Source organism: Pseudomonas paraversuta (assembly GCF_904063065.1).
Taxonomy (GTDB): Bacteria; Pseudomonadota; Gammaproteobacteria; order Pseudomonadales; family Pseudomonadaceae; genus Aquipseudomonas; species Aquipseudomonas paraversuta.
In genome coordinates this window covers 198,462-212,746 of the sequence record NZ_CAJFCL010000004.1, presented here as the reverse complement: position 1 = coordinate 212,746, position 14,285 = coordinate 198,462, and the positions used below count along the sequence as shown (strand labels likewise).

General features: G+C 58.7%; 10 protein-coding genes. 7 read left to right on the top strand and 3 right to left on the bottom strand.

Annotated elements, in window-relative coordinates; translation table 11 throughout:
• Nucleotides 1-370 precede the first annotated feature (370 nt).
• A complete protein-coding gene (locus JQ845_RS09875; protein WP_203008936.1) occupies nt 371-2,452 on the bottom strand; it encodes a TonB-dependent receptor family protein in 2,082 nt (693 codons plus the stop codon).
• Nucleotides 2,453-2,735: 283 nt separating this feature from the next.
• Here JQ845_RS09875 and JQ845_RS09870 point away from each other — a divergent pair, with 283 nt between their 5' ends.
• The 7 genes from JQ845_RS09870 to JQ845_RS09840 all read left to right on the top strand — a co-directional run bounded on the left by JQ845_RS09870 (nt 2,736) and on the right by JQ845_RS09840 (nt 10,990).
• The gene (locus JQ845_RS09870; protein ID WP_003438928.1) at nt 2,736-4,493 is read left to right on the top strand and encodes a carbamoyltransferase family protein; all 1,758 of its coding nucleotides are present in this window, start codon (nt 2,736-2,738) and stop codon (nt 4,491-4,493) included.
• Nucleotides 4,477-5,607, top strand: a complete 1,131-nt coding sequence (locus tag JQ845_RS09865) for a glycosyltransferase (RefSeq protein ID WP_003438931.1) — start codon at nt 4,477-4,479, stop codon at nt 5,605-5,607. The genes JQ845_RS09870 and JQ845_RS09865 overlap by 17 nt, the downstream gene beginning before the upstream one ends.
• Nucleotides 5,607-6,503, top strand: coding sequence for an antimicrobial resistance protein Mig-14 (locus JQ845_RS09860; RefSeq protein WP_003438932.1), 897 nt, complete (start codon nt 5,607-5,609; stop codon nt 6,501-6,503). Before JQ845_RS09865 ends, JQ845_RS09860 begins: the two co-directional genes overlap by 1 nt.
• 103 nt (nt 6,504-6,606) lie before the next feature.
• Nucleotides 6,607-8,013 carry a PIG-L deacetylase family protein gene (locus JQ845_RS09855; protein WP_203008935.1) on the top strand — a complete coding sequence of 469 codons (1,407 nt, stop codon included), beginning with the start codon at nt 6,607-6,609 and terminating at the stop codon, nt 8,011-8,013.
• Between the two features lie 63 nt (nt 8,014-8,076).
• Nucleotides 8,077-8,961, top strand: coding sequence for a DUF6625 family protein (locus JQ845_RS09850; protein ID WP_203008934.1), 885 nt, complete (start codon nt 8,077-8,079; stop codon nt 8,959-8,961).
• A complete protein-coding gene (locus JQ845_RS09845; RefSeq protein WP_127195727.1) occupies nt 8,958-10,109 on the top strand; it encodes a glycosyltransferase in 1,152 nt (383 codons plus the stop codon). Before JQ845_RS09850 ends, JQ845_RS09845 begins: the two co-directional genes overlap by 4 nt.
• A complete protein-coding gene (locus tag JQ845_RS09840; RefSeq protein WP_127195728.1) occupies nt 10,106-10,990 on the top strand; it encodes a glycosyltransferase in 885 nt (294 codons plus the stop codon). The genes JQ845_RS09845 and JQ845_RS09840 overlap by 4 nt, the downstream gene beginning before the upstream one ends.
• Before the next feature lie 75 nt (nt 10,991-11,065).
• On the opposite strand, the gene JQ845_RS09835 is transcribed toward JQ845_RS09840, so the two are convergent.
• Together JQ845_RS09835 and JQ845_RS09830 are read right to left on the bottom strand one after the other, a co-directional pair.
• Complete coding sequence (locus JQ845_RS09835; RefSeq protein WP_161719309.1) at nt 11,066-12,271, bottom strand: acyltransferase family protein; 1,206 nt, start codon at nt 12,269-12,271, stop codon at nt 11,066-11,068.
• Nucleotides 12,268-14,130 (bottom strand): bifunctional O-antigen ligase/aminoglycoside phosphotransferase family protein, encoded by a 1,863-nt coding sequence (locus tag JQ845_RS09830; protein WP_203008998.1) that lies wholly within the window; start codon nt 14,128-14,130, stop codon nt 12,268-12,270. Before JQ845_RS09830 ends, JQ845_RS09835 begins: the two co-directional genes overlap by 4 nt.
• Between the last annotated feature and the right edge of the window lie 155 nt (nt 14,131-14,285).

Genomic DNA, 14,285 nt, shown 5'->3' with positions numbered 1-14,285 from the left:
CCCCCCAACCCTCTGTAGGAGCGAGCTTGCTCGCGAGCGTTTCGTTGCGGCGTTGGAAGAGCTCGCGAGACAAGCTCGCTCCTACGGGGGGATTCGCTGTTTGTATCTGGCCCCGGCGGCCCCCGGTAGCCCTGATCCCCCAACCCTCTGTAGGAGCGAGCTTGCTCGCGAGCGTTTCGTTGCGGCGTTGGAAGAGCTCGCGAGACAAGCTCGCTCCTACGGGGGGATTCGCTGTTTGTATCTGGCCCCGGCGGCCCCCGGTAGCCCTGATCCCCCAACCCTCTGTAGGAGCGAGCTTGCTCGCGAGCTTTTCATTGCGGCGTTGGAAGAGCTCGCGAGCAAGCTCGCTCCTACAGGGGCGGGGGGGCGTTTAAAAGCGGTATTCGGCTCCGGCGCCGGCATACCACGAACGGCCCGGCGCGGCTTCGTAGAAGCGTCTATTGCCGTCGGCCACAATCACCGAACCCACGTACTGACGGTCCAGCAGGTTGTCCAGGCGCAAGGTCTGGTGGAAGGTCCAGTGCTCGACCTTCTGTTCAAACTTGGCCCGCCAGTTGAATACGCTATAAGCCGGCGCAGCTTTTTCGGTATTGGTGTCTTCAACGTAGACCTTGCTGCGGTACATGCCTTCGATGGCGGTGCTGACCCAGTCGGCCGGCTTCCAGTTCACTTCGGCAAACAAGGTGGTCTGCGGTACGCCAGGCAGGTAGTTGCCTTTGTCGACAGTGCCTTTGGTGCTGGCGAAGTCGCTGTCGTAGGTCGCTTGCAGGCGGGTGTAGGCCAGGGTAGTGGTCCAGTGCTCGCTGAGCTGGCTTTCGATCCCCAGTTCAAACCCGCGGCGCAGGGTGCGGCCGGCGTTCTGGTAGGTCGTACGCCCGTCTCTATTGCCCAAAACCACCAGCTCATCTTCGGTGGTGATCTGGAACACGGCCGCGTTGATCCGGGTGTTGTCGATCTGCGCCTTGAGGCCCATTTCGTACTGCGTGCTTTCGGAAGGCTTGAGGCCGAAGTTAAAGCCAGTGCCGCTGGGTGAATAGGCCAGCTCGGCCTGGGTCGGCGTTTCAAAGCCTTTGCCTGCGCTGACATAACCATGCAGCTCAGGGGTGAAGGCATACATCACGCTGACCGACGGCGTGGCTTTTTCATAGCGCTTGGTGCCGCTGTCGTCGCCATTGCTCAAAAATTGATCATCGACGTCCATTTCCATGGTGCTGTAGCGCAAGCCGGCCTGCAGGGTCCAGTCGTCGATGGCCCAGTTGGCCTGTACATACGGATCGAGACTGCGGGCGGTATCGACCTCGTCGCGTACCAGCGCGCCTTTGACCCCCAGTTGGTCGCCTATGTAGTTGTTGTAACCGTGGCGACTGTCCTGGCTCTGGTCAAAGTCCAGACCACCAATCAGGGTCAGTTCGCCCGGCACGCCAGCCACAGGTTGCAGCCAGCGCAGGCTGCCACCGTAGAACTTGCGGTCGAACTGAACCACACCGCCCCCCTGGTTGTTGCTGGGGGTTCCCTTGGGAATCGCCAGGTACTGAATAACGCTGCGGGTGCCGGTGTAGGCATTGACCTGCAGGGTGGCGTCGCCGATATAACGCTCGTAGTTCATCCCCAGTTGCTGGTGGTCGATGCTCTTGCGGGTGTTGTAGGTCAGGGCTGCGGGGGTCACCGAGCGCGGGTCGGCCTTGTAGGCATCCCAGCTTTGTCCCAGCGGGTCCTGGGTACCGTTTTGCTCAAGGCTGCTGTAAATCAGCGCCAGCTTGCTGTCGTCATCGGGGTGCAGGTTGAGCTTGGCAAAGGTCTGGTCGCGACGTGCAGCACTATGGTCGCGGTAGCCGTCGGTGTCCATGCGCGAGGCATCGAGTACAAAGCCGACATCATCGGTGGCGCCTTCGGCAGTGAGGTGGTTTTTGCTCATGCCGTCGCTGCCGATCAGGGTTTCGGCACCAATGCGCGGCGGGCCTTCGCCATCACGGGAGAACATTTGAATAACCCCGCCGGCGTTGCTGCCGTACAAGGTGGCCGCCGGGCCACGCAACACTTCAATGCGCTCGGCGGTATCGAGGTTGAAGGTGGCGGCTTGCCCCTGACCGTCGGGAGTGCTGGCCGGGATACCGTCTGCAATCAACTTGATGCCACGCACGCCGAATGCCGAGCGCGCGCCAAAGCCACGGGAGGAAATTTGCAGGTCCTGGGCGTAGTTCTGACGGTTTTGCACCACCAGCCCCGGCACCCGGGATAAAACCTCCGAGGCATTAATCCCCAGTTGGCCGTCGCTGATTTGCTGTTGGCTGATGCTGTCTACCGAGTACGGCAGATCAAAACTCGGGCTGGCGCTGCGCGAGCCGGTGATGACGCTCGGGTCCAGTTCCAGGGTTTGGGCGGCGAAACCGGTGGAGGCCAGGCTCAGGCCGGGCAGCAGCATGGCAAGGCGTGCAGGTGCAAAAAATTTCATGGGCGGTTCAGGGATTCCGTGTGAAGCGACCTGTCTGGGCGACGGGTATCAGGCTAGCAGAGGGCGCGCAGTTTAGCGGGTGCCGCGCCGGATTGCTTGGCCAGGGCATGGGTGGCGACTCGGGAGGCCTGTTCCAGGGCCGGGGAGCGCGGCAAATCGCGCTGGGTCATTCCCTCGCGCTTTACGCTATAATCCCGCCCTTTAGTTGTTTCTGCGCCTTGGGCGCAGCACACCATTTTTTCAGGCGCCTGCCGCCTGCCTGCATTCCAAAGAGGCACAACCTGTGGCATTGACGATTCTTGGCCTGTCCGGCGCCCTGAGCCATGACCCCTCCGCAGCCCTGTATATCGACGGCAAGCTGGTCGCAGCGGCGGAAGAAGAGCGATTTGTACGTGATAAGCATGCCAAGAACCGCATGCCCTACGAATCGGCGAAATTCTGTCTAGAACAGGCCGGTATCAAGCCTGGCGACGTTGACGTGGTTGCGATCCCTTTCGCACCGATCAGCCTGTTCGGCAAGGCGCGCTGGCATTATGCCAAGCGTTACTGGTACGCCCCGGACCGCGCCCTTGACGCGATCCTGATGGGCAACCGTCGCTACAAGCGCTATCGCAACAAGATTGTGTTCTGTCTTGAGCAACTGGGCTTCGATCCGAAAAAAATCAAGATCGAACCGGTTGAGCACCACCTGGCCCACGCCTCCAGCGCTTATCACTGCTCGGGTTTCAAAGAGAAAACCGCGATCCTCGGCATCGACGGCAAGGGTGAGTACGCCACGACTTTCTTCGGTTATGGCGAAAACGGCAAGATCACCAAGATCAAGGAATTCTTCGATCCGGACTCCCTGGGCGGCCTGTACGGCGCGATTACCGAGTTCCTCGGTTTCGAGATGCTCGACGGCGAGTTCAAGGTAATGGGCATGGCGCCGTATGGCGACGCCAGCAAATACGATTTCTCGCGTCTGGCCTCGTTTGAAAACGGCGAACTGGTGATCAACACCGAATACGCCAACGTCATCGGTCTGCGTCGCTACAAAGAAAACGGCAAGGGTTTCTACTTCTCGCCAAAACTGATCGAGTGGCTGGGGCCCAAGCGTGAAGGCGATATCGCCGACGAACCTTACATCCACTACGCGGCCAGCATGCAGGCGCTGTTTGAAAAACTGTCGCTGCAAATGATCGATTACTACCTGGGCGACATCCTCAAGGAGACCGGCAAAATGGCCTTTGCGGGCGGCTGCGCGTTGAACGTGAAGCTGAACCAGAAGATCATTGCCCGCCCTGAAGTCAAAGAGCTGTTTGTGCAACCTGCGTCCGGCGATGCCGGTACGGCGGTGGGCGCAGCAGCCTATGTGTCCCACGCTCGCGGCGTGCCGGTGGAGAAGATGGAACACGTCTATCTCGGCCCTGCGTACAGCAACGAAGACGTGATTGCGGCCTGTGCCCGTCACCCGGGCAAGCCGGCGTATCGCAAAATCGACAACACCCCTGAGCGCATCGCCAAGATCATGGTCGACGGCAACCCGGTGGCCTGGTTCCAGGGCCGCATGGAGTTTGGCCCGCGTGCCCTGGGCGGTCGTTCGATCATCGGTTGCCCGAGCAGCGAAGGCGTGGCTGACCGCATCAACGAACAAATCAAGTTCCGCGAGCGCTGGAGGCCTTTCTGCCCGTCGATGCTCGATACCGTGGGCCCGCAGATGATCAAGGTCGATCACCCTGCGCCATTCATGACCTTCACCTTTGAAGTGTCGGATGAGTGGAAGTCCCGTGTGCCTGAGGTTGTCCATGAAGATGGCACCTCCCGCGCCCAGGTGCTCAAGCGCGAATACAACCCGCGCTACTACGACATGATGAAAGCACTCGAAGTCCTGACCGGTAACGGTGTGTCGCTGAACACCTCGCTCAACCGTCGTGGCGAACCGATGGTTTGCTCGCCGACCGATGCGCTGAACATGTTCTTCGGCTCTGACCTGCAGTACCTGATCATGGAAGACATTCTGGTTGTTAAAGAAGGTGCGCAAACGTATGAATCGCTCGACTGAGCGCCATGTACTGCAGTTCTGCCATGGCTATGACGGGCCGTTTCTGGACTGCGCGCGTCAGTACGCCAGCCTGTTTGCCGGCACTGGCTATCGCGTTACCACGGTCTTTTTGACCGGGGCGGCCGATCCCGAGGTGGCTGCAGGTTGTGCGTCTGATGAAGTGCTGTTTATGGAATTCAGCTCAAAGGCCATACGTGGCCTGAAGCTGGGAGCCATCCGCGAGCTGCGTAAAATCGCAGCGTCGCGCAATTTCAGCTTTTGCATCGCCCATCGCTTCAAGCCGATTTATGTGGCCTTGCTGGCCACCGGTTTGCCGGTGATTGGCGTGCATCACGCCTTTGGCGATTATCAGCGTCGCAGTCGTAAACTTTTCGCCAACCTGTTCCGTAAACGCCTGAGCCTGCTCGGTGTTTCGGATGCGGTGCGTGATGACATGCGCCAGTGCCTGCCCAAGTGGCCGACCGGGCGCATCAGCACGCTGTACAACCGCATCGATGTTGCGGGCGTACAAGCCGGGCAGTTGCCGGGCACCCAGGCGCGTGAAGCGCTGGGGTTGTCGGTTGATGGCTTTATTGTCGGTAACGTCGGGCGCCTGCATCCGGACAAAGACCAGGCCACGTTGATCCGGGGTTTTGCCAGAGCGTTGCCGGGCTTGCCTGCCGACAGTCAGCTGGCAATTCTGGGCAAGGGCCGCCTGGAGCAGGACCTCAAAGAGCTGGCGACAGAGCTGGGAATTGCCGAGCACGTGAAGTTTTTGGGTCAGGTGCCTGATGCCCGTCGCTATTTCCGCGGGTTTGATGTGTTTGCCCTCAGTTCCGATCATGAACCGTTCGGCATGGTGCTGCTGGAAGCCATGGCTGCTGGAGTCCCGCTGCTGGCCACGGCCTGTGGCGGCGCCAGGGAAGTGGTCGAAGGCGTCGGGATCCTGTTCCCGCTGGGTGATGCCGAGCATTTGGCCCAGGGCCTGCAACATCTGGCCGTGCTGGATGACGAACAGCGTCTGGCCTGTGCCGAGCTGATGCTGGCGCGCTTGCAGGAGCGCTTTAGTGATCAGGCCGTGCGCGACACTTTCTGGCATTTGCCGCAAGTTACCGACCTGACTGCGGAGTCCTGATGCTCAATCGATTTCAAGGCTGGCGCGAGCGTGGCTGGAGCGTTGTCGATGCTCCCGCTTATGCTGAGGCCTGGCAGCGTTTTGGCGGCAGTGTCGCGACCCATCCGCTGGTGGTCGAGCGCCTGGCCGCACTGGCCGGGATCCCGGTGCGCTATCTGGCGTGGGAGCAAAATGGCGAGCTCAAAGCGGCGATTCCTGCCTGGGGCCGTGATGTGGCCCTGTCCAAGGACGTGCTCAAGCGGCACGGCAAAAAAGGTCTGTTTGATCTGGGCAATGCCGAGTTGATCCTGCCCGCGGCCGCCGACGCCAATGCGCCGTTGCGCCATCGTGCACGTTATCTGTCGCAGCTCAACGAAGGTCGTTTCAGCAACCTGGTGCTGCAGCCCGAGCAGTTGGCCATGGCCCGTACCCCTGAAGAACTCTCGAAGAAGTTCCGCTATAACCAGCGCCGCGAACTGCGCTTGCTGGAAGAGGCGGGCGGTGTGGTACGTCCGGTGGCGGAGTTTTCCAGTGTTGAACTGGCCTCGATTTACTGCGATCTGTTTTTGCGCCGCTGGGGTTTTGTCGCCACCGGTGCCGAGCGCATGGCAGAGGTGATCGAGCTGTTGCGCGAGCTGTTGATCGGCTCGGTGATTTTCCTTAACAATTTGCCGATTGCTATTCAGTTGGTGTATCGCGTTGAATCGCCGCAGTGGATCAGCGTTGAGTATGTCAATGGCGGTGTCGATCCCGAAACCCGGGCCTTCAGTCCTGGCAGTGTGTTGAGCTTCCTCAACACCCAGTCGGCCTGGGAGCAGGCCCGTAGCCTGAACAAACCTTTGCGTTTTTCGTTCGGTCGCGCCGACCGCGAGTACAAAGAGCGGTGGTGCAACCCGGTGCCGGTCTTCAAAGTGTAAAGGTCTTGTAGGCGCGAGCTTGCTCGCGAGCTTTCCGTTATTGCGTGAAAAGATCGCGAGCAAGCTCGCTCCTACAGGAAATAAAAGCCTTAGAGCAAAAGCCATGAGCCGCAAACAACAACTCCTCAAGCGCCATCGGCGCAACAAACGCGTGGGTCTGCTGATTGGCCTGCTGCTGTTGATTGCCAGCGGTGTGCTGCTGGCCTGGTGGCTGCCGCCGGTGTTGGCGGTTCTGGGCTGGGTGGCCCATGAAGCCTGGTTTGCCGACCACCTGTTCTATTCACCAAAAGATGATTATCAGTACAGCTTTGCGCCGGACACCGAGCGTGTGGCGATACGTCTTGAGGGCGAAAGGCTGGTAGTCGATCAGCCTCCGAGCCTGACCGGCGACGAAACCCTGATTCTGGCGGTCAGGATCAAGGCCGGGATACTCGGACGTTTTGTCGATCCGTTCGTGCAACTGTTCGCCGCCCAGGCGACGGATAAACAGACCTTCGAGCGGGGGGTTAACGGCCTGCGCTATCTGAATCTGAGCGGCTTTGCGTCATCGCTGGCCAGCGACACGTTGCGCCTGCAAGGACGTTTTTGCCGAGTGGCGGGCGAGCCCGAACTGTGGGTGTTCCGCCAGCCCGACTACCGGGATCAGCGGGTCATGGTGATCGCTCCCCATGCCGACGATGCCGAGCTGGCCGCTTTCGGGTTGTACAGTCAGGCCGCAGAGGCCTGGATCGTGACCCTGACCGCTGGCGAAATTGAAGCCGGGCATTATCAGCAGATGGGCCTTGGACGCGCCGAAGCGGCGCGACTCAAGGGCCGTCTGCGGGCCTGGGACAGCCTGGTGGTACCGCGTTGGGCGGGCGTACCCGAAGCCCATTGCGCGCAGCTGGGGTATTTTTGCCTGCAGCTCCCTGCGATGCAGGCGGCCCCCGATCAGCCCGTTGCCTCTCGCGAAGCTGACCTGAGCGATATCCGCCTGTTTCGTCAGCTCAATCCGTTTGCGCTGCCCGGTGATCTGGATGGCGCCCCGACCTGGAACAACCTGCTGGCGGACTTGCGCGCCTTGATCCTGCGGGCGCGCCCCGAAGTCATGGTGCTGCCGCATCCTGCAATCGACCCGCACCCGGACCACATCTGTGCCCACGCCGCTGTTCTTGAGGCGCTGCAAGGGCTGGAGTGGCAACCGACGACGATTCTGGGGTATGCCAACCATCTGCACGATAACGATCGCTGGCCAATGGGCGATAGCGGTGATGGCATTGCATTGCCACCTGTATTCAACCCGGCCCTGGTATTGCAGCCTTGCAGTTTGTCGCTGACCCTTGCGCAGCAGCACGACAAGGCCATGGCACTGGGCATGATGCACGACCTGCAACCCCGTGCCGCGCTCAAGCGGCGGGTGCGTCGCTCTATACAACAGCTCCTTGCAGGCAGAAAGCCATCACCTTATGGTGAGAATGAGTTTTTCCGCAAAGCAGTCAGGCGTCATGAGCTTTTCTGGCTGCTCCAATAATAAAAGCACAGTAAGCAGGGCCATAGCATTGGCTCTAATCTCGACCTTTACATTGAGTTCCCAGTGATAAAACCAACGCCACGTATTTTATTTATCATCCCGTACTTCGGCCAATGGCCGTTCTGGATGCCGTTTTTTTTGCAAAGTTGTCGGCACAACCCTGATATTGACTGGCAGTTTTTCAGTGACTGTGGGGTACCTGAAAACCTGCCTGCCAACGTGACAGTCCAGACCATCAGTTTTGCTGATTATTGCCGCAAGGTCTCGCAGCGCCTGGAGATCAATTTCGCGCCCAAAAATGCCTACAAACTGTGCGATATCAAGCCCGCTCTGGGCTATATCCATGAAGACTGCCTGGAAGGCTATGACTTCTGGGCTTTTGGCGATATCGATCTGATCTACGGCGATTTGCGCAGTTATTTCACGGCGGAGCGTCTGGCCAGGTTTGATCTGTTTTCGACCCACGAGCGACGAGTGGCGGGGCATCTGTGCTTGATGCGCAATACACGCTGCAAGCTCGAACTGTTCAAGAAAATAGAGGGCTGGCAGCAGCGGTTTACCGACGATCAGCATCATGCGCTGGACGAAGGGGCTTTCAGTCGTATCTTCCTGTGGCGCAAGAATTTCCCCAAACCACTATTTGAACTGGTGGGCAAGTTCAATCCGCTTCGTCGTACCAGTGACTTTACCGAGGCCTTCAGCACGCCGGGTGGCTGCATAAAGTGGCATGACGGCACTGAAAACTTCCCGGCCAAGTGGTTCTGGAAGAATGGCATATTGAAGAATGATCGTGACGGCGATCATACCTTTGCGTACTTTCACTTCGTGTGCTGGAAGCGTAATGAGTGGGCGAAGTTGCCAACGCCCGATCCAGCTTCAATCCAGTGTCTGGCTGCAGAGCCCTCCTGGGTTATTGATGCCACCGGATTCCACCGGGGAGAGTTATGAAGCGTTCAAAGGTTTTGCAGTTGCAGCCCGATTACAACGTCAAATCCCATGACTTTGCCGACCTTGCCGAGCAGATCGTGCGCGCGCTGCCCAGCGAGCGCTATGAAATCACGGCGGCATTTTTGCGTGGTCGTCCGGGGCCGGGCGAACCAGTGAGCAAGGCCGATCATTCGGTGTATTTCGAGTTCAGCGACAAGTCGCTCAAGGGCATGCGTATCCGTGCCATGTGGGCGTTATACAAGTTCTGTCGTAAAGAACAGTTCGATGTAGTGATTTGCAACCGCTTCAAGCCGGTGAACATGATGCTGCAACTCAACCGCTGGCTGAAAATCCCGTTGTGTGTGGGGATTTCCCACGGTTTTGGCGAGTACGACCGCTTTTACCGGCGCAGTCAGGCCAAACGCCTGATCGATAAAGCCTGGCGTTTTGTCGGCGTATCGCCTGCGGTCAAACAGTACTTGCTCGACTGCCAATGCGGTTTCACTGAGCAGAATACCTACGCCATTACCAATGCCATCGACATCGAGCAGGCCGAGGCTTTGCAGCTGCCACGCCAGCAGGCGCGCGAAAAGCTCGGCCTGGATCAGGATGCGCGGATGATTGGCGCGCTGGGTCGCCTGGTGCCGATCAAGGGCCATCGTTTTTTGCTGCAGGCTTTCGCCGCCCTGAAAGACAAATACCCCCAGGCGCAACTGGCAATTATTGGTGCTGGCCGCGAAGAGGCGCGTTTGCGCGAGCAGATCGGGCAGTTGGGGCTTGAGGGGCGGGCACACCTGCTGGGCTTTCAGGAGAACGCACTGCAGTACGTTCGCGCCTTCGATATCTGGACCATGCCTTCGCTCGCTGAAGGCCTGGGGCTGGCGCTGCTGGAAGGCATGAGCGGGCATTTGCCGGTCATCGCTACCAATGTCCCGGCCATGCTGCCGTTGATTGAGGGGGCAGGCGGTCTGGCAGTCAAACCCAGTGACGTGGTGACACTGACCGCTGCGCTGGATGAATACCTGGCATTGCCGGATGCAGCACTGCAGGCCAAGGGCGAGCAGGCGTATCGTTACCTGCAGGAGCACCATGACATTGAGGTGTTCCGTCAGGAGTATCTGGACTTGATTGACTCTGGCTTGAGCCAGGCACGTAAGGATCACCCATGACAGACTCGCAGCCACTGGTAACGGTGATCATCGCTTCCTACAACCATGCTCCGTATATCGAGCAAAGCATCCAGAGCGTTCTGGATCAGACCTATCCCAATATCGAGTTGCTGGTTATCGATGATGGTTCGCCGGATGACAGCGTCGAGCGCATTCAGCGCCTGCAGCAAGCCCATGGTTTCGACTTTCGGGTACAGCAGAATCAGGGCCTGACCAACACCCTCAACGGCGCGATTGCCCGCGCCAAAGGCAGCCTGATTGTGCCGTTCGGTTCGGATGACATCATGATGCCGGACCGCATTGCAGTTCAGGTCGCCTACATGGACGGCAAGCCCGAAGTCGGTATTTGCGCGGGTAACATCGAGCTGATTGATGCCGAGGGCAATCTGTTCCCGGAGAAGCGCCAGCGCCGTGACGTACCGTTTCGCCGTCTCGATTTCGAAGACATGTTTCTTGAGCGCAAGCCTTATCCGCCGGCCCCGACCCTGATGATTCGTCGTGAGGCGCTGGACAAAGTGGGGGGGTTCGATCCGCAGATCCGCCTGGAAGACCTGTATATCGAGCTGAAGGTCACCCATGCCGGGTACTTCATTGATGGCTTGAACGTGGTGATGGCGCGCTATCGCAAGCACGCCACCAACTCGTACAAAAACCACCGGTTCATGATCGACAGCATTCTGAAAACCTACGCGTTATTCAGCGATCACCCGCTGTATGACCAGGTGCGGTACAAGTTTCTCAATTCCATGTTCCTGAAAACCGCCAACCGCAACCGCGCCCTTGCCCGGGAGCTGCTGGCTCAAATCCCGTTCCGGCACTGGACGGGCAAGACCTGGCGGGGCCTGGGGCGGCTGTATTTTTCGCCGCTGGAAAAAGACTAGGACCTGCCTGCAGGAATGAGCTGGCTCGCGAGCCTTTTCAACGACCGGATCTTGCGAACAAGCTCGCTCAGCAGGTCAGGCCTTGGCCCTGGCCTGCGCGCGCTGGCGTAACCAGTCCACGACCTTTTTGCCGGCATTCATGCCGGGCTTCTCGATGTACAGGAAGGTCAGGCTGCTGACGATGATCAGCAGGCAACAACACAGCGCCCCCAGCATCACGAAGGTCAGTGGTTCTGTGGTATCGAACGGCAATATCAGTGGCGTACGCTGGATCATCAGCCAAATCAGGAAACCGTGCAGCAGATAGGTGCTGTAGCTGATTTCGCCCATCCAGCGAATGCTGCGCAGGGTCAGTGCGCCGAACAGCGTGTGGCCCGAGGCGATAATCGAGAACACCAGTGTCAGCAGCACCAGAGGCAGGAAGGCGAAGCTTTTCTGAAACTGGGTAATCACCAGCAGCAGCACAATCAGCGCAATGCCCCCCGCAAGAGGCGTCTTGCTCCAGGCCGCCAGCCTGGGCTGACGTACCCAATAGGCTGCTGCCACACCTCCCAGGAAACTCATGAGGAAGTGCTTCTTCAGCGAGTGTTCCCAGCCGACCAGCTGATACAGGGCGTAGATACCCAGCAGGCATAAAACGGTCTGCCTCCAGTTACGGCGGTACAGAAACACCATCCCGAACAGCGGCAGTGACATATAGAAGAACACTTCGTAGTTCAGGGTCCAGGTCACGTTCGAAATCAGAATGCCGGTCTGCGGGTACTGGTTGATGTCGGGCCGGTCGAAGATCAGCCAGCTCATGATCTGGCCGGCCACTTGCAGCGGGGCGTCCTTGAACGTCCAGTCCTGGATATAAAACACGCTGAAAATCACCAGCACCAGCAATGGCAAGTACAGCGGGTAGAGGCGAAACACCCGCGACACGGCGAAGGCCAGCCAGTCGAAGTCGCGCCTCTTTTCCATGAGGCGCCCCCAGAACAGAAAGCCGGTGATCATAAAGAACAAGGCCACACTTGCCAGTCCGATCTGGGCGTAGAACTTGCTCTTGGGCACATCGAACACCCCGGTATGCAGAAATACCCAGATGATCGCCATGTGGTGAACGAACACCCCGAACGCCAGATAACCGCGCAAGCCATCGACGCTGGCATAGCGGCTTTGGCCTGGATGGCTGAGGAGGCGCTGGAGTGCCGGGAAATACCGCAGCAGTAGCCCGGAGGTGGCTATCGCCAGGGCATACGCCATCAGCGCCCAGAGAACGCTGTCGTTCGCCAGGCTCAAGTTTTGACCGCCCGGGAAAGCGCGGCAACCTGTACGCGCAAACCTTCCACAGCGCTCGGGGATGCCAGTGTGGCGTAGCCTTGCAGCAGCTCAGGGAGTTGCTCTTCGAACAGCCAGCGGCGGTCTTCAGGGTAACGTTGCATGTGGCGCAGATTTCTTTGGCGCAAGGCATTTCTCAGGGGGGAGGGGAAAATACGCATGTCTGCGATATCGATCAGCGCGAACTCGCCATCGTCCATCAGCAACACATTGCCCAGGTGCAAGGACCGGAAGTACACCCCCTTGTCATGCAACAGGGCCAGGAATTTGCCAAAACGTTCGACCAGCGCTTGCCGCACGGCGGGTGAGCCCATGGACTGCATGACCTGGCGCAGTGTTTGGCCTGGCAAAGGCTGATACAGCACGGCTGTGCTGCCGTCGTTGAGTTGGTACAGGTCGAGAATTGTTGGCGCCGGAATGCCCATAGTCTGCAAACGCTCGCTGTTTACGGCAAAGCGTTCCGAGTACGGATTGAAGCTGCCAGAGGTGTAGCAGCGACGCTCGCGGAACAGCTTGAGGAAGTTGCCGTTGTCCAGACGCAGAACTTTAGGCCCCAGACCGTCTTCCTCAATGATCTGTGCATGGGCTTTCAAGGTGTTGAAAGCTGCGTCAGGTAGCCGGTGGACAGGCCGGTCACGCAGGGTTTTCAGGCGCCGATTGATGCTCAGGGCAGCGATCAGGGCCAGAGGGATCCACAGCAGATACCAGTGCTCTTTAGGTCTTGAAAGAATGCCGCCGCCCTCGGTCAGGCCGGCACCAATGCCGTACACCAGCCAGGCGGAAGCCAGGATGAACAGCGGTTGCACGCGATGACGCCAGCTGCTGTACAGCGCCCATGCCTGGATGAGCAGCCAGGGCACGAAGCCCAGAATGCCCACGTAGTAAATCACCCCCAGAGCGAAGTTGTGCGGCTCGCTAAAGGCGTAGCCGATGTCTGGCAGTTGCAGGGCCAGGGAGGCGTCAAAGCCATGCCCGGTCCAGGGCCTCAACTTGATTTGCTCCAGGGTCAATTGCCACAGATCAAAGCGAAACGAGCTGCCGCGGCTTAGCATCATTTCGGAAAACAGTGTCATAACCACAATGCCGCCCGCGGCCAGCATGCTGATCAGCGCCAGCGAGCGACGGTTCCAGCAAATGAAGCTCAGCCAGATCATGCCCAGGACTATGGCTGCCAGAGGCGTTCTTGAGCCCGTAGCGAGCAGGGACACGAACATGATGGCAAAGGCAGGTATTGCGATTAACAGGACATGCGGGCGTTTGCAGGTCATGGCCAGCGAGAGCCAGTAAATACAAAAGAACCCGAAGGCATGGGAGCTGAGCAGTGGATTGTCGAATGCACCAGCGCCGACCATCCGGGCTTGCGGGACGTAAGCCTGGGCAAACATGTACAGGTTATAAACAGTGGCGATCAAGGCAATCAGCGCGGCGCCGAAGAACACTGGCTGCAGGCTTTCACTGCGGTATTTGATCAGCAGTGAGCAGCCCAGAAACAGCATCAGCAGGTGCAAGGGGGGCCTGAGCTCGTCGAGGAAGCTGTCGCTGGTGTCGCTCCAGATCAGGCTGACCAGTGCCCATGCTGAAAACACAATGAAACCGAGAATGATGGGCTCGCGCAGGATTTCTTTCAGTTCCCGGGGGCGTAAAACGATCGCGATCAGGGTAGGGATACTGAAAAAAGCGTAATAAAGTTTGTGATGAAGGCTGCGTCCAGGCAAAAAATAAAGGTCGGATAACAGCAATAACAAGCCGATGGGCAGGAGCCATAGGCAAATAAAGTCAAATAACCGTTGTTTTGAATAACTTAAGTAGCTGAATTGCATGCGGTAAAATTCATTCCAGATTTTGGACAGCCATACTAGCGTAGTGGCCATTTAATGTCGTTTTTGCTACCCCTTGGGGCATCACCCCAACCGGCACGCAGTACACCAGAGAAGCTGTGATAAAGTCAGCATCCTTTTTTACTAACCGCCGCGTG

Coding starts and splice junctions, on each gene's coding strand:
- JQ845_RS09875 (WP_203008936.1), bottom strand. CDS start 2,452: ATGAAATTTTTTGCACCTGCACGCCTTGCCATGCTGCTGCCCGGCCTG.
- JQ845_RS09830 (WP_203008998.1), bottom strand. CDS start 14,130: ATGCAATTCAGCTACTTAAGTTATTCAAAACAACGGTTATTTGACTTT.
- JQ845_RS09860 (WP_003438932.1), top strand. CDS start 5,607: ATGCTCAATCGATTTCAAGGCTGGCGCGAGCGTGGCTGGAGCGTTGTC.
- JQ845_RS09840 (WP_127195728.1), top strand. CDS start 10,106: ATGACAGACTCGCAGCCACTGGTAACGGTGATCATCGCTTCCTACAAC.
- JQ845_RS09865 (WP_003438931.1), top strand. CDS start 4,477: ATGAATCGCTCGACTGAGCGCCATGTACTGCAGTTCTGCCATGGCTAT.
- JQ845_RS09855 (WP_203008935.1), top strand. CDS start 6,607: ATGAGCCGCAAACAACAACTCCTCAAGCGCCATCGGCGCAACAAACGC.
- JQ845_RS09845 (WP_127195727.1), top strand. CDS start 8,958: ATGAAGCGTTCAAAGGTTTTGCAGTTGCAGCCCGATTACAACGTCAAA.